The organism is Brevibacillus sp. AY1 (assembly GCF_029870785.1).
GTDB classification, from domain to species: domain Bacteria; phylum Bacillota; class Bacilli; order Brevibacillales; family Brevibacillaceae; genus Brevibacillus; species Brevibacillus invocatus.
The window spans coordinates 63727-79601 of record NZ_JAFLPN010000020.1 but is presented as its reverse complement, the minus strand read 5'-3'; the positions used below and the strand labels follow the sequence as shown (position 1 = coordinate 79601).

The following is a 15875-nucleotide window of genomic DNA, read 5'->3' as shown; positions in this document are numbered from 1 at the left end:
TGGATACGAGTACAAACTTTCGGATATCCTCTAACGCAAAAAGGCCCAGAGCTTCGCTCTGGGTTTTCTTATACCAAAGGAAAAAGGGAATAATTTCAAACTAGTCAGAAAATAGTGGTCAGCACTAGAGGGATGGAGTACAATAGGAATACCTTTTACTTTTACCATCAAGTTTTTTGGTATCTTTTGCGGGTGGAGTCTTCTATCGAAAATACGCTACAATTGCATTTACAGACAGAGTATCGTTCAAACATGTGTTTTATTGTTTGGCGAAGAAGGAGGGAGACAAAATGAGTTTTTGCTGCGGAGCCGGGATGGTAGGGTCGATTGGAACTGTCCGTCATCATAAAACACTGGTGCACAATGTCCCCATCATGTTTTGTCCTGTATGTGACAGAATTGACGTTCATCCTGCTATTGAAGGAGAATACGAGATTTTAGTAGAATATGCACAGGGGGATAAAGCCCCAGAAGTCGATTTCTCTGACTTCGTGAGTGTTGACAATACATCTGAGTTGTTTGAGAATTGTACCATGACGGATGAAGCCGTTAGCTTCGCGGAGGTATTGAAACAACAGATTGACGTCTCGCTGGATCTGCTTGGCGTAGCCAAGGATCTGAAGGACGAGGAATGGCGAGACATGTTAATGATCCGTTTGAAAAGGTTGAGCGAGCGATTGAAGCAATATAATAAGAGAAAGCAGATATCGCAGAAGAGCGCTTGACGTATGACCTGGGAGGCAGTGTGAATGTTTCATTTGAAAGGCGTTCATCACATCGCGCTGAATTGTAGCGATGTCGTGAAAACAGCTCGGTTTTTTACAGACATCTTGGAAGTTCCTATCCCGTTAGAGAGTATAGTGGAAGGAGAGCCTGTCTACTTTCAAATTGGCACATACACACGGATCGGACTTCACCCACATCAGGGGGATGAAGGTAAAGGCGGAGTGGGACAGGTAGACCACATCGCTTTTTCCGTTACCAGCCGCGCTGAACTGGATTATCTCGTAGACAAGCTGGAGGCGGAAAACATCTGTTACCGTGGCCCTATCACCAGACCGACGAGCTTTAATCTGTATTTTGAAACACCGGATGGACATCATCTAGAAGTCCGATTGGATAAGGACGAGTTCGACGACATTGATGAGTAAAAATCATAGGGATAGGAAGCATGGACATCTGCTCGTTTGTAGAGCAGGTGTCTTTTCATTATTCATTCTATCGGAATAAATGAATAATAACTTAAGCACTTTTGTATGTATATGCATGTCGAGAAAAAGAACGGGTGCCTGACAAGAGCCGACAGAGGTTCTGAAACCTCGCCAAAGGATTCGACGCCGAGCCTCACGAACCCAAGTCTTTAAGAGAGGGAGGCGGTCGGTGATGGCATTTGGTTTGGTGCAGCTGTTAGACGAGGTGATATTCCGTTTGCAGCAAAAAAAGCATTTGGGACCCGTTACTTCAGGGTGGGAACGCCGTGTTGGCATTATCACAGAGGATACGCAGTGCCGGTGGCAATTGATGTTCACCAGAGAAGGAACCTTGCACCAGGAATGGAAGGACGAGGATCAAGCCGATCTGGTCCTGCAAGGCAAGGAGCGGTCCATTCAGATGTTGTTTGCAGGCGATGAAATGATATATACGATGGCTAAACAACAGGTGAAAATGGTGGGGACGTGCAGAGACCAGTTGAAGCTGGATGCCATTTTGCGCCTGACCTGCAAATAGCCGGAGGACATTTCCCTCAAGTGCTTGTCTGGAAAAACCGCCCACATCTCCTGTGCTATAATGGGCAAAAGGAAAGAATTTGAGGAGGAATCCGCATGTCTACTTCGTCGTCACTTAATCAAGTAGTGACCTCAAGAGTACAAACAATTGACCAAACATTCCATCATTTGCACGCAAATCCGGAGATAAGCTGGAAGGAAGTAGAGACGACTCGCTATTTAGCCGAGCGTATGCAGGCTTTGGGGCTTCGTGTCACCACCTTTGAAGATTGCACAGGCCTTGTAGCAGAATGGGGAGAAGGCAAGCCTGTCGTTGGTCTGCGTACCGATATCGACGCGCTGTGGCAAGAAGTGGACGGTGAGTGGAGAGCCAATCACTCCTGCGGACATGACGGCCATATGACCGTGGTGCTGGAAGCAGTCGAGGCGTTGGTCGCGTCGGGATACCAGCCTCCGGGCAAACTGAAAATTCTGTTTCAGCCAGCCGAGGAAAAAGGAACGGGTGCATTGAAGCTGATTGAAAAAGGGATGGTTGACGATATCGATTATCTGTACGGTGTCCATCTGCGCCCGATCCAGGAGATGAAAAGCGGAAATTGCGGAGGGGCGATCTACAACGGCGGCGCCATGTTCTTATATGGAGAGATCACCGGCGTATCGGCCCATGGAGCCAGACCGCACCTGGGGATCAATGCGATCGAAGTAGCTGGAGCCATCATTCAGGGGATTGGTCAAGTACATATCAACCCGATGGTGCCAGCTACGGTTAAAATGACGATGCTGCAAGCAGGCGGAGAGAGCTATAATATCATCCCGGACAAGGCGCGTTTTGCCCTGGATTTGAGAGCGCAAACAAACGAAGCGATGGATGACTTGATTAAACGTGTTCGTCAGATTATCGAAGGAGTTGCCATCTCGTTCCAGGCGGAAATCACTTTGGAATCAGGCTCGCGAATGGTGGCAGCAGAAGTGCATGAATCGGCGAAGCAATTGATGGAGCAAGCGATCGTGGATGTGCTGGGAGAAGAGAATTTGAAGCCAGCCCCTGTCAGTCCGGGTGCTGAAGACTTTCATTATTATACGGTAGAACGGCCACACATCAAGGCAACGATGCTTGCACTGGGCTGTGACCTGCAGCCAGGCTTGCATCACCCGAACATGCATTTCAATCGTGAGGATCTGGTAAAAGGGGTAGAGATCATGGCGCGTGTCGTCGTGAGGACGTTCGAGAAGCTGCAAGCAGAACAGTAGGTTTGCAGGTTTAGACTTTCTGATACAATAAGAAGGCCCGTCAAATGAACGGGCCTTCTCTTTTTTGCAAAAATCACTATCCAGCGATTCACAGGGAGAACCAGCTTGGATGAGCGCTAAATTACTCGAAGAAGGGAACGATAGGGTGGACGGATATTCACACATTCTTCATAAGTAATTATAAAATTATGTAGCTTATTTAGCTAAATGTGATATACTAATTACAAATCAGACGATAAATAAAGGGCCTCATTATCATACAATACTGTTACACATTTGGGAAGGAGATCGTTCACACATGGAAACCAACACGGTTCAAAAGCTTACTGACATTCTAGCAGCTACAAAGGTTCATAAAAACCTCCCTGTAACGCAACTCGTAGAGATGGCAGTAAAGCGCGGAGAAGGAGTTTTGACCGACAAGGGGGCGCTCAACGCGCTAACAGGGAAGTTTACTGGCCGTTCTCCAAAGGATAAATTTGTCGTGGACGAAGCTTCCGTACACAATAAGATCAACTGGGGTCCGGTGAACCAACCGATTTCTGAAGAAAAATTTCAGCTGCTGCATCAGGATGTCATGGCTTATCTGCAAGATAAAGAGCTGTTTGTGTTTGACGGCTTTGCAGGTGCAGATGAGACCTACCGCTTGCCTATACGTGTTGTGAACGAATACGCTTGGCACAATCTGTTTGCACGTCAACTCTTCATCCGTCCATCGGCAGAAGAACTGGCTGCACACAAAGCTGATTTCACTGTAGTATATGCACCGAATTTTAAAGCGAACCCGGCTGTTCATGGAACCAATTCGGAAACGTTCATCGTGCTCAGCTTTGAGCAAAAAATGGTGTTGATCGGCGGAACGGAGTACGCGGGTGAAATGAAGAAATCGATCTTCAGCGTGATGAACTTCCTGCTGCCTGAGCGCAACGTCCTGTCCATGCATTGCTCTGCCAACGTGGGTAAAGACGGAGATGTGGCACTGTTCTTCGGTTTGTCCGGTACAGGAAAAACCACTTTATCCGCTGACCCTGACCGTTTCCTGATCGGAGACGACGAGCACGGCTGGTCTGACAACGGTGTATTCAATATCGAGGGCGGCTGCTACGCCAAATGCATCAAGCTTTCCGAGGAAGGCGAGCCGCAGATCTGGAAAGCCATCCAGTTTGGAACGGTTCTGGAGAATGTGGATGTGGATGAACATTCCCGTCAAGCAGACTACGACAGCGACAAATATACAGAAAACACACGTGCAGCTTATCCTGTAGAAGCGATTCCGGGTGCTGTGATTCCAGGAGTAGGCGGACAGCCTAACGTCATCATCTTCTTGACAGCAGATTCGTTCGGCGTACTGCCTCCAATCTCCAAGCTGAGCAAGGAACAGGCGATGTATCACTTCCTGTCTGGCTACACCAGCAAAATGGCCGGTACAGAACGTGGGGTAACAGCTCCGCAAACCGAGTTCTCCACATGCTTTGGTTCGCCATTCCTGCCGCTGCATCCAGTAGTCTATGCCGAAATGCTGGGTAAAAAGATCGACGAACGAGACGTACAAGTGTACCTCGTCAATACGGGCTGGACAGGTGGGCCTGTCGGAGTGGGCAAACGCATGAAGCTGAGCTACACGCGTGCAATGGTTACGGCTGCTCTGGCTGGAGAGCTGGAAAAAGTGGATTACGTGACAGATGCTACCTTCGGCGTGCAAGTGCCTACTTCTTGCCCGAACGTACCAGCTGACGTACTGCAGCCACGCAATACTTGGGAGAACAAAGAAGCGTATGACGCGCAGGCGAAGGATCTGGCAAATCGCTTCATCGAGAACTTCCAAAAGAAATTCCCAGACGCAACAGATATCGCAAAAGCTGGTCCAACAGCTTAATCATCGCTTCGGCGATTTGACCAAAACGGTTAGACAATGGCGTCTAGCCGTTTTTTGTTTCCAAAAATGCGTTCGCAGGTCACAGTATTTCAGTGCTTCTGGAATTTCGTTTCACTAAAAAATTTACAATAATTAAAAGTGTTTAGGAAAAATAAAAAGCCTTATAATGCAACTAGCACAAAAAAGGAGGGGGCAACCTTTGGAGCAGTTCGTAAACGGGCTCAATGATCTGATTTGGAGTCAGGCACTCATTTATCTCTGCCTGGGGACAGGTTTGTTTTATTCGATCGCAACAAGGTTTCTCCAGATTCGTCATCTGAAGGACATGATCGTGCTCATGTTCGACGGGAAGAGCTCTGATGCAGGTGTATCCTCCTTTCAAGCATTATCGATGGCTTTGTCTGGAAGGGTCGGAACTGGTAATATCGCCGGGGTTGCAACGGCGATTGCCTTTGGGGGACCAGGTTCGATCTTTTGGATGTGGGTGATGGCATTTCTAGGATCCGCATCGGGATTTGTCGAGGCAACCTTGGGACAGGTCTACAAGATAAAGAAGGATGGACAGTTTCGCGGTGGACCAGCCTATTATATTGAAAAAGGTCTGAAGGCAAAATGGTATGCCGTTTTGTTCGCCGTCGTAACAGTGATCGCGACTGGACTGCTCTTGCCTGGGGTTCAGGCAAACAGCATCGCTTCCGGGATGAAAACGGCCTTTGGCATCAATCCGTGGATCACGGGAGTTTTTCTCGCACTGATCCTTGGCGCTATCATCTTCGGTGGCGTAAAGCGCATTGCCAATGTTGCACAAGTCGTGGTCCCTTTTATGGCGTTGGGCTATATCCTGGTAGCCTTGCTCATCCTCTTCCTCCATATTGCAGAGCTTCCTGCCATGTTTGCGCTTATCTTCAAGAGCGCGTTTGGGGCAGATGCTGCATTCGGTGGAATACTTGGCTCTGCTATCATGTGGGGCGTGAAGCGAGGCATTTATTCGAACGAAGCGGGGCAAGGGACGGCTCCTCATGCTGCAGCAGCAGCGGAGGTCACCCACCCTGCCAAACAAGGCATTGTACAGGCGTTCTCCGTCTATATAGATACCCTGTTTGTCTGTTCAGCAACGGCCTTCATGATTTTGATCACAGGCATGTACAACGTCGAGCCGGAGGGCATGAAGCCAATCGTCAATCAATTGGGGGCTGTAGAGCCTGGGCCGATCTACACCCAGCAGGCAGTCGAATCCGTATTGCCCGGATTTGGCGCACCGTTCGTCGCCATCGCCCTCTTGTTCTTCGCCTTTACGACGATCATGGCCTATTACTACATGGCTGAGACCAATCTGACCTACTTGAATGGCCGAGTCAGACGCGTCTGGTCCGAATACGCACTGAAGCTCCTGATGATGGCAATGGTCGTTTACGGCAGTGTGAAGTCAGCCAAGCTGGCGTGGACGCTCGGTGACATCGGCGTAGGAAGCATGGCGTGGCTCAACATTATCGCAATTTTGTTGCTCACAAAACCAGCTTTGCGTGTTCTGAAGGATTACGAAAGACAGAAGCGCGAGGGAAAGGATCCCGTATTCGACCCAAAGCAAGCAGGTGTTGCGGATGCGGATTTCTGGGAAAAGGAGTATCTGAATCCGCATGTAAAATAAGGATGCATAATTAAGAGTGTCCCTTCGGCAGGTATCCTGAACGAGGGGATTTTTTATGAGAAAAAGTTTCCAAGGGAAAAATGTTCCTCGATACAGAGGAATACACGCAAGCCACATTCACCAAAAACCGACTTTCTAAATATAATGATTTAAAAATTACAGATATGTTTCATACCTTGATTTATAATTATTATTATTATAAGATGGGTATTGAGAATGGATTGAGAATAAACCAACTCACTTTTGACGTTTATGGAGGGAAAAACTGATGACAGCAATACCACATTTGCAGATAAAAAACCTTCGCGCCAAGATTGAGGACAAAGAAATCCTCAAAGGCATGAACCTTGAAATCAAGGGCGGCGAAGTACATGCGATCATGGGTCCGAACGGTACGGGTAAGTCTACACTTGCATCTACTTTGATGGGACATCCAAAGTTTGAAGTAACAGAAGGCGAAGTTTTGATCAACGGTGAAGACCTGTTGGATATGGCTGTTGATGAACGCGCTCGTGCTGGACTTTTTTTGGCCATGCAGTATCCATCTGAGGTCAGCGGGGTGACGAACTCCGATTTCTTGCGTTCTGCAATCAATGCGCGTCGTGGTGAAGGCAATGAAATATCGCTGATGAAGTTTATCCGTGAAATGGACAAAAAGATGAGCACACTGGAAATGGATGAATCCTTCTCCCACCGTTACCTGAACGAAGGTTTCTCCGGTGGGGAGAAAAAACGGAATGAAATCCTGCAAATGATGATGATCGAGCCGAGCATCTGTATTCTCGACGAGATCGACTCCGGTCTCGACATCGACGCACTCAAGGTCGTTGCGAATGGCGTGAACGAAATGCGCACAGCAGACCGTGGCTTTTTGATCATCACTCACTATCAGCGCTTGCTGAACTACATCAAGCCTGACTTCGTACACGTGATGATGCAGGGACGTATCGTGAAATCCGGTGGACCTGAGCTGGCTGAGCGCCTCGAGGCAGAAGGTTACGACTGGATCAAAGAAGAGCTCGGCATCGAGGATGAAACCGTAAACGCTAACGTGTAGGAAGAAGGAGGCAGCAGTGAAATGAGTGTGGATCTACAACTCCGCTTTGACTCTGAAGCGATCACCGAGTTCTCCAAGGCCAATCAGGAACCTGCCTGGTTCCTAGAAAAGCGCCTCGCCGGGTTGAAGGCGGCGGGAGAGTTGCAACTACCCGTTTTGGAGAAAACGAAAATTGATAAATGGAACATTCAACAATTTGTGCCCTTCCAAGCAAGTTCTCCAGTAGCGTCCGTTCAGGAGCTGGATGAAGTGGTCAAGGCGCAAATCGACCTGGATAACGTCAGCAACCTGCTGGTGCAAAAGAACGCTTCTGTCCAATTTTTCGCCGTAACGGATGAGCTGAAGCAGCAAGGCGTGATTTTCGCTCCGCTGGCGACGGCCCTGAAAGAGCATGGCGACCTGGTGCAAAAGTATTTCCAGCAAGTCATCGCTTTGGATGAGCACAAGCTGACTGCTTTGCACACGGCAGTAGTAAGCGGCGGTGTCTTCCTCTATGTTCCAAAGAACGTGGAAGTGAAGGTGCCGTTGCAGGCTGTGTACCAGGTAGCAGGAGACGATGCTCTCGTCAGCCCGCATGTTTTGATCGTGGCTGAAGCGAACAGCAAAGTTTCTTACGTAGATACCTTCGTTTCTGGAGAAGGTAACAACATGGTAGTCAACAGCATCGTAGAAGCTTTTGTAGGCCCGGGGGCCAACGTGCAAGTCGCATCTGTACGCACCCTGTCCGTAGCTGTACACGACTACAACTTCCGTCGTGCAACTGTCGACCGCGACGGTACGATGGAGTGGGTTTTAGGCGAAATGAACGACGGTAATACCGTTTCCAATAACACGACGCTCCTGAAGGGTCAGGCTTCTACAGCAGAAACCAAAACCATTTCAGTGGGAACTGGCTCCCAACGTCAAAATCTGACCTCCCAGGTTCAGCATTTCGGAACACATTCCGAGTCCAACATGGTGAGCAAAGCTGTGATGACTGGTGAAGCCGTCTCCATTTTGAACGGGATTACCAAGATCGAAAAAGGTGCCGAAAAAGCAAACGGTGAGCAGGCGGAAAACGTTCTGATGCTTAGCGATAAAGCGCGTGGAGACGCCAACCCGATCCTGTTGATCGACGAGGATGACGTCAAAGCGGGCCATGCTGCATCCGTAGGTCGCTTCAGTGAGGAGTCCATCTACTATCTGATGTCTCGCGGGATTTCCCGTCAGGCTGCAGAACGGCTGATCATTCTCGGATTCCTGGATCCGGTTGTAGCTGAGATTCCGATCGAAGAAGTACAGAACAGACTTCGTCAGGCTTTGGAAAGGAAGTTAGGCTGATGAACGCGAAAGAGCTTCGGAAATACTTCCCCATCCTTCATCAGGAGGTAAACGGACATCCGTTGGTCTATCTGGACAACGGTGCTACCTCGCAGAAGCCGATCCAAGTGATTGAAGCGATGGACAAATATTACAAGGAGTACAACTCCAACGTACACCGTGGGGTACACACCTTGGGCAGCCTGGCAACGGACGGCTATGAAGGCGCACGCGAGAAGGTACGCGCCTTCATTAATGCCCGTGAAGCAGCAGAGGTTGTGTTTACACGCGGGACGACTTCTGCAGTAAACACAGTGGCTTACGGCTATGCACGCACCTTCCTCAAACCGGGTGATGAGATTGTGACGACAGTGGTAGAGCACCACAGCAATTTCATTCCGTGGCAGCAAGCAGCCAAGGCGACCGGAGCTACTTTCAAGTTCATTCCGTTGGCAGAGGACGGCACGGTTACGCTGGACGCCGTCAAAGAAACCATTACGGACAACACGAAAATCGTGGCAATTCACCATATTTCCAACGTGTTGGGCGATACTACTCCCATCAAGGAAATTGCCCAGATCGCTCATCAGCACGGAGCCTTGCTGTTCGTCGATGGCGCGCAGGGTGCTCCGCACAAGAAAGTGGATGTTCAGGATCTGGATTGCGATTTCTACGCATTTTCTAGTCATAAAATGGGCGGCCCGACCGGATTGGGCGTCCTGTACGGCAAACGTGAAGTGCTTGAGCGCATCGAACCGATGGAATTCGGTGGTGAGATGATTGATTTCGTGGAGCTGTACGATTCTACATGGAAAGAGCTCCCCTGGAAATTCGAAGGCGGTACACCGATCATCGCAGGTGCGATCGGTCTGGGAGCTGCCATTGACTTCCTCGAGGAAATCGGCATGGACAACATCGAGCGTCATGAGAAGAAGCTGGTGTCGTACGCGATGGAGCAGATGCGTGAGCTTGAAGGTTTAACGATTTACGGCCCGCAGCAGGACCGCAGCAGTTTAATCACATTCAACCTGGCCGGGGTACATCCTCACGATTTGTCGACCGTGCTGGACAGCTACGGAATTGCTATTCGTGCCGGACATCATTGCGCTCAACCGCTGATGCGTTGGCTGAATGTCACCGCAACCGCACGGGCGAGCTTCTACGTATACAATACGGAAGAAGAAGTGGATGTATTGGTGGCGGGGTTGAAGAAGACGAAGGAGTATTTTGGCAATGTCTTCTCTTGATGATCTGTACCGCCGCGTCATTATGGACCACTACCAGAAACCGCGCAACCGCGGCAAGCTGGAGGAAACAGAAGGCCTTATCGTACATTTAAATAATCCTACTTGTGGCGACAGCATTTCTCTATCCTTGAAAGTAGAGGACGGCAAAGTCAGCGACGCCAAGTTTATGGGGGATGGCTGCTCGATCAGCATGTCATCCGCTTCGATGATGACCGATGCAGTCAAGGGCAAATCGGTAGAAGAAGCTCTCGAGCTGGCACACCGTTTTTCCGAGCTGATGCAAGGCAAGGAAATCGATGATTCCATTGACCTGGGTGATATTGAGGCACTGTCTGGCGTAGCCAAGTTCCCTGCTCGGATCAAGTGCGCGACACTGGCGTGGAAAGCACTAGAGCAAGGGATCAAACAGTCCGAACAGGAATAGTCATAGGCACAAGCATGTGAAAATAAAGGAGTGAATCAAGATGGCAAAAAAAGCCCCTGAGATACAGGATTATCAATACGGCTTTCACGACAAGGACGTATCGGTTTTCCGTACGAAGAAGGGTCTGACCCGCGAGATCGTCGAAGAAATTTCGAAGATCAAGGAAGAACCGGAATGGATGCTGGAATTCCGTCTGAAATCCCTGGATATTTTCAACAGCCTACCGATGCCAAAATGGGGTGGCGATCTGGACGATCTCGACTTCGACAGCATCACATACTACGTCAAGCCATCTGAGAAGCAAGGACGTAGCTGGGATGAGGTTCCGGAAGAGATCAAAGCTACCTTTGACAAGCTGGGTATTCCGGAAGCAGAGCAAAAGTTCCTCGCCGGTGTATCCGCACAGTACGAATCCGAGGTTGTTTATCACAACATGCAGGAAGACCTGGAGCAGTTGGGCGTACTTTTCTGTGATATGGATTCCGCTGTCAAGCTGCACCCTGAGATCGTGAAAGAGTACTTCTCGACCGTAATTCCGGCAGCAGACAACAAATTTGCTGCACTCAACTCGGCTGTATGGTCTGGTGGGTCCTTCATTTACGTTCCGAAAGGCGTAAAGGTAGAAACACCACTGCAAGCCTACTTCCGTATCAACTCGGAGAACATGGGACAATTCGAGCGCACGCTGATCATCGTAGACGAAGATGCATTCGTCCACTATGTCGAAGGCTGTACAGCGCCGATCTACAGCACGGATTCCCTGCACTCCGCTGTTGTTGAGATCATCGTCAAGGAACGTGCACGCTGCCGCTATACCACCATCCAAAACTGGTCCAACAACGTATACAACCTCGTGACCAAGCGTGCCGTTGCATACGCGGATGCCAACATGGAGTGGATCGACGGCAACATCGGTTCCAAGCTGACCATGAAATATCCAGCGGTAATCATGAAAGGACCACGTGCCAAAGGTACCGTTCTTTCGATTGCCGTAGCAGGTAAAGGACAGCATCAAGACGCAGGTGCGAAAATGATCCACCTGGCGCCTGATTGCACGTCCACGATCATTTCCAAGTCCATCTCCCGTGATGGCGGTAAAGTAACCTATCGCGGCCTGTCGCAGTTTGGACGCAAGTCGGAAGGCTCCAAGTCCAACATCAAGTGCGATACGCTGATTCTCGACAAGCTCTCCACGTCGGATACGATTCCGTACAACGAGATCATGAACGACCACATCACGCTGGAGCACGAAGCAACTGTATCCAAGGTTTCCGAGGATCAGCTCTTCTACCTGATGAGCCGCGGTTTGTCAGAAGCAGAGGCGACTGAGATGATCGTCATGGGCTTCATCGAGCCATTTACGAAAGAATTGCCGATGGAGTATGCGGTAGAGATGAACCGTCTGATCAAGTTTGAGATGGAAGGAAGTATCGGTTAACCCTTGCGCCACAAGGGTTTCCGGGCTTCAAAAGTGGGCTTGGCCCCATTTTTCCACAAAAGGGATAGCGATTCGTCCTCAATTTTCTTGGTAACATGAAAATACGTGTCTGCAGTGACTTTCACGCTTGCGTGCCAAAGTCATTCGGACACGTATTTTATATTTTCGCCGCCATCAATCAGATGCACGATGGGAAAATCTGAGGACGTACCCACCCATGACACCGGCCATTACTCCTTCAATAGAAGCGGTAAGAGAGACCAATTTTCCCGTGATAAATCCGACCGCCATGCCAATTGTGACAGCAATGATCGTCGCAAGTTGTAAATCGCTCACCAGATAAACTTGAATATTCATACCCAAGGAGATACTAGACATAGCACCTAACGCCATCGCGATGATCATGCCATCCATACAGGCGAGCTCGGACCGATTTTTATAGGTATACAGGAATTTTTCTACCTATGTGTTATTTCCTTTTTCGCCTGCACCCACATCTGCAAAAGATCGTGCATCTACTACCTCGACAAAGACATCTGAGAGCCACTTGTACCACCTCCTGCAATAACTAATGAACCTGTCAAAGAAAGTTGCGCAACTATGGATCGGCATTTTCTCTAATTATTCGAAAAATGGGTCTCATGATTACTCACATCCGGACAAATGGAAAAAAACCCGCCGCAGCAGGTCTTTTTACGTTCGTTGTAACACAGGAAACGGGACGATTATAGTTGCCTTTGGTGTACGCGGCTGTCCAGGCGAGAAAAACGAGTAGTCGAGGAAGCGAGTAGATTTCTGACCTTGTTACTGTAGACATTAGTTGAGACGCTTTAAACCTGATTAAAGTTGCGACTACTTGAGCGCAAGTCGTATACCTACTCGTGTACATAAGAAAAGACGCCGTCACGATAAGGATCTGGCGTCTGATCAAATATTAATCTCCGTTACTGAATGCCAAGCCAATCAATCCGTGCCATCCACTCGGTTACTCCAGCAACCCCAGTGCAAAATAAACCTTTTTGGTAACAATTCCGTTTGGAGGCAAATGATGGTCTCTTTGAAATTCTTTTAGGGCTGATGTAGTGCTGGAGCGGAACTTGCCATCACAGGATCCTTTGAAGTAACCCGCGTTTTTCAAGCGAGATTGAATCAGCTGCACATCTCCGCCCACATCGCCTTCCGCTAAATTTCTTGGATCGTGGCTGGTATGGCCCAATACATGTCCATGAATGGATACTTTCGTTCCTAGGGGAACCACCCCGTATAACTCGGTGACGTCCTTGTTATACATACGGATACAGCCGTGGCTCAGATGCTGTCCGATAGAGTGAGGTTTGTTCGTTCCGTGAATGCCGTAAACACCCCAAGGGACATTTAATCCAAGCCAGCGTGGTCCAAAAGAAGGACCCCAATTTTCCCCTTTATAAATGATTCGATATTCTCCAACGGGTGTGGGCGTAGACGGATCGCCAACAGCTACACTAAAAGTCTTCAATACTTGTCCATGCTTTTTCACGATGAGCTTGTGTTGTCTCGGATAGACTTCAATGGAATAGATGCCTTGTTCGTCTACAATTGGAAGTGAAGGATTCGCATAAGCAAAATGCTGATAGCTGGCTTCCGCTATGCTGGGCACCAGAAGGATGCTTGCAGCGACTCGGAGTGCAAGAGAGCGTATAGATGGATACCTCATGGTTAGTAATCTACCCAATCTTTTTTATTTTTGCTGGCATTTCCAAACCGACATCCGTTCTTATTCTGCTTCTCGTGAGAACTTTTATTACAGATGACATGGAGGGAGTGCATGTAAAAGTAACCAAGGGGAGGAGCCTTATCATTGGTTTTCTCATTCATGTATACTACAACTATAAACAAGATTTCTTTCTGTTCGGGACGGAGAATACCATATGATAGTAGTAAAGCAATTGCTGAAGCATTGTGGCAGCGCCTTTGGCTCCACAAGCGAGCTGTATCAATACGAAGCAGCGGATGTCCTGATTGCCGTTTTTCCACCCACGAAAAAGCGAGGATGCTGGACGTATGTGACGTTGGAGCTGCACAAAAAGGGTGCATGTGAGTGTGTGATGTACTCGTACCATTTTGATCCGGGGATGATCGCTCATTTGGCGTCAGCAGCTTCACAAGTGAGCAAGCATTGGGAAGAGGATCAGATTCGTTTGCACACAGGCTCCATTTATCGACTGGAGCAACCGATTGCAAACCAATCCCAGCTACAATATTTGCTGGCCACACCCCTTGATTTTGAGGAGGAGGGCTTTGAGTACTTTACAAATGGCGATGAGATCGTACGGTTGATGATGCTTCATGCGATTTCGGAAACGGAGGCCGCCTTTTTGCGGCAGTATGGCTTTGAAGCACTTGAAGCGTTGTTTGCGCATAACGAGGTAGATTCACTGGATGTGATGCGTCACCCTGCAATTTGAGGAGGGAGTGATCGAGATGAAGACAATCGGTATGAGAGTCACCGTCGTCGTGGAGCATCAGGGCTGTATCTTGCTGATCAAAGAGAAACGAAGCCGTGGCCAAGGCTACAGTCTGCCTGGAGGTCACATTGAGTTTTTGGAGTCCATCGCTGAAGCGACACGTCGAGAGGTGTGGGAAGAAACAGGGCTGCTGGTGGAGATGGAACGGATGCTCTGGGTAGATGATCGGATCGATCGGGCGGGTGCTGGAAAGCATACGATTGGCATTGCCGTTTTAGCCAAGCTGGTGGGAGAAGAGACGAACCCGATACCAGGCGGCTTGGAGGATGAGCAGATCGAATGGGCAGGCTGGGTATCCCTTGATGAATGGAAGTCGATTCCACTGCATCAAGGGACGGTTCGGCTGCAGGTCCTGAAGGCATTGACAGGACAAGGATACCTGCCGGATTACCTCGGAAACGTACTGGAAAAACAAGAGGAATAGGACAAACAAAAAAAGCGAACGTCTCCTTCAGGACTTGGCTACGCGAACGGTAGCGCTCCGCCCTTTGGCGACTGCAAGCACGACGATGATCGCAGCGACAATAGCTCCTATCGTAATGGATTCGGAGAGGAGTATCCAGGCGGCCAGGATCGAGAGAAAAGGCTGGAGGTACTGGATTTGCCCCACTTTGGCGACACCGCCGATCGCAAGCCCATGGTACCAAGCAAAAAAGGCGAGAAACTGACTGATGACGCTCACGTATCCAAAGCCAAGCCATGTAGACCAGGTCCCCTGCTTCAATTCCGCTAAAAGAGGTCCTGCGATCGGAACGACCAAAAAGGGGAAGGCGAAAACCAATGACCAGCTGATCACCTGCCAGCCTCCCATCGTTCGTGAGAGCTCTCCGCCAATTGCATAGCCGACAGCAGCAGACAGGACGGCGCAAAGCAGGGCGAGATCGGCCCAATGCAAGGAGCCCAGGCCAGCGCTGAAGGCGTAGCCGAGAATCGTCAGGCAGGCGACACTACTGGACAGCCAATACTTTCGCGATGGGCGCTCGCCAGAAAAGAATGCGGCTGCGCCAGCTGTTGCCAACGGAAGCAAAGCGACTACGATTGCGCCGTGAGTAGCGGGAACCTGGGACATTGCCAAAGAGGAGAACAAGGGAAAACCGATGACCACGCCTGCTGAAACGAGAAGCAGCTGTTTGCATTGTTGCCAGCTGGGAAACGGAACTCGTTTGATCATTAAGACAAGAGCCGCTAGCAGGGCGGCTGCTAATGCTCTACCCAGCCCGACAGAAATCGGGGAGAGGACATCGATTACCATTTTCGTACTAGGCAATGTCAGACTGAAGCTGCATACTCCCAATAGTCCAAAAAGCAACCCGGCTCGCTCGTCAGTCAGGCTGCTTTTTTCTTTTGCCAAAGCTTCTGCACGCATTGAAACCCCATCCTTTATCATGTCTTTCCTCTCATCTT

16 protein-coding genes are annotated in these 15875 nt (G+C 49.4%); 13 read left to right on the top strand and 3 right to left on the bottom strand.

Translation table 11 applies throughout. The features are described 5' to 3' along the window. The first annotated feature begins 290 nt into the window (after positions 1 to 290). The 11 genes from JZI27_RS16205 to sufB all read left to right on the top strand — a co-directional run bounded on the left by JZI27_RS16205 (position 291) and on the right by sufB (position 11967). Positions 291 to 725: a hypothetical protein gene (locus JZI27_RS16205; protein WP_122908870.1), complete on the top strand. Its 435-nt coding sequence runs from the start codon at positions 291 to 293 to the stop codon at positions 723 to 725. Positions 726 to 749: 24 nt separating this feature from the next. Next, complete coding sequence (locus JZI27_RS16200; protein ID WP_122908871.1) at positions 750 to 1151, top strand: VOC family protein; 402 nt, start codon at positions 750 to 752, stop codon at positions 1149 to 1151. Positions 1152 to 1383: 232 nt separating this feature from the next. Further along, a complete protein-coding gene (locus tag JZI27_RS16195) occupies positions 1384 to 1728 on the top strand; it encodes an SCP-2 sterol transfer family protein (RefSeq protein ID WP_280208284.1) in 345 nt (114 codons plus the stop codon). A gap of 95 nt (positions 1729 to 1823) precedes the next feature. Next, a complete protein-coding gene (locus tag JZI27_RS16190; RefSeq protein WP_122908873.1) occupies positions 1824 to 2978 on the top strand; it encodes a M20 peptidase aminoacylase family protein in 1155 nt (384 codons plus the stop codon). Between the two features lie 298 nt (positions 2979 to 3276). Continuing rightward, on the top strand, positions 3277 to 4854 hold the full coding sequence (gene pckA, locus JZI27_RS16185; protein WP_280208282.1) for a phosphoenolpyruvate carboxykinase (ATP): 1578 nt from the start codon (positions 3277 to 3279) through the stop codon (positions 4852 to 4854). Positions 4855 to 5020: 166 nt separating this feature from the next. Then, complete coding sequence (locus JZI27_RS16180; protein ID WP_280208280.1) at positions 5021 to 6502, top strand: alanine/glycine:cation symporter family protein; 1482 nt, start codon at positions 5021 to 5023, stop codon at positions 6500 to 6502. A 268-nt stretch (positions 6503 to 6770) separates the two neighbouring features. After that, positions 6771 to 7559, top strand: coding sequence for a Fe-S cluster assembly ATPase SufC (sufC, locus tag JZI27_RS16175; protein ID WP_122908877.1), 789 nt, complete (start codon positions 6771 to 6773; stop codon positions 7557 to 7559). A gap of 21 nt (positions 7560 to 7580) precedes the next feature. Continuing rightward, the gene (gene sufD, locus JZI27_RS16170; RefSeq protein ID WP_251243400.1) at positions 7581 to 8879 is read left to right on the top strand and encodes a Fe-S cluster assembly protein SufD; all 1299 of its coding nucleotides are present in this window, start codon (positions 7581 to 7583) and stop codon (positions 8877 to 8879) included. Next, a complete protein-coding gene (locus tag JZI27_RS16165; protein ID WP_122908879.1) occupies positions 8879 to 10105 on the top strand; it encodes a cysteine desulfurase in 1227 nt (408 codons plus the stop codon). Before sufD ends, JZI27_RS16165 begins: the two co-directional genes overlap by 1 nt. Beyond that, positions 10092 to 10529 (top strand): Fe-S cluster assembly sulfur transfer protein SufU, encoded by a 438-nt coding sequence (sufU, locus tag JZI27_RS16160; RefSeq protein ID WP_122908880.1) that lies wholly within the window; start codon positions 10092 to 10094, stop codon positions 10527 to 10529. The genes JZI27_RS16165 and sufU overlap by 14 nt, the downstream gene beginning before the upstream one ends. A gap of 40 nt (positions 10530 to 10569) precedes the next feature. Further along, complete coding sequence (gene sufB, locus JZI27_RS16155; RefSeq protein ID WP_122908881.1) at positions 10570 to 11967, top strand: Fe-S cluster assembly protein SufB; 1398 nt, start codon at positions 10570 to 10572, stop codon at positions 11965 to 11967. Between the two features lie 174 nt (positions 11968 to 12141). Here the strand turns inward: sufB and JZI27_RS16150 are convergent, their stop codons facing one another. Together JZI27_RS16150 and JZI27_RS16145 are read right to left on the bottom strand one after the other, a co-directional pair. Then, a complete protein-coding gene (locus tag JZI27_RS16150; RefSeq protein WP_280208276.1) occupies positions 12142 to 12381 on the bottom strand; it encodes a hypothetical protein in 240 nt (79 codons plus the stop codon). 571 nt (positions 12382 to 12952) lie between these two features. Then, positions 12953 to 13660 (bottom strand): L,D-transpeptidase family protein, encoded by a 708-nt coding sequence (locus tag JZI27_RS16145; protein WP_280208274.1) that lies wholly within the window; start codon positions 13658 to 13660, stop codon positions 12953 to 12955. Between the two features lie 214 nt (positions 13661 to 13874). Here JZI27_RS16145 and JZI27_RS16140 point away from each other — a divergent pair, with 214 nt between their 5' ends. Both JZI27_RS16140 and JZI27_RS16135 read left to right on the top strand, forming a co-directional pair. Continuing rightward, positions 13875 to 14411: a suppressor of fused domain protein gene (locus JZI27_RS16140; RefSeq protein WP_280208273.1), complete on the top strand. Its 537-nt coding sequence runs from the start codon at positions 13875 to 13877 to the stop codon at positions 14409 to 14411. Between the two features lie 16 nt (positions 14412 to 14427). Continuing rightward, positions 14428 to 14895 (top strand): NUDIX domain-containing protein, encoded by a 468-nt coding sequence (locus JZI27_RS16135; protein ID WP_122908884.1) that lies wholly within the window; start codon positions 14428 to 14430, stop codon positions 14893 to 14895. A gap of 27 nt (positions 14896 to 14922) precedes the next feature. On the opposite strand, the gene JZI27_RS16130 is transcribed toward JZI27_RS16135, so the two are convergent. Further along, a complete protein-coding gene (locus tag JZI27_RS16130) occupies positions 14923 to 15837 on the bottom strand; it encodes a DMT family transporter (protein WP_280208270.1) in 915 nt (304 codons plus the stop codon). Positions 15838 to 15875: the final 38 nt, after the last annotated feature.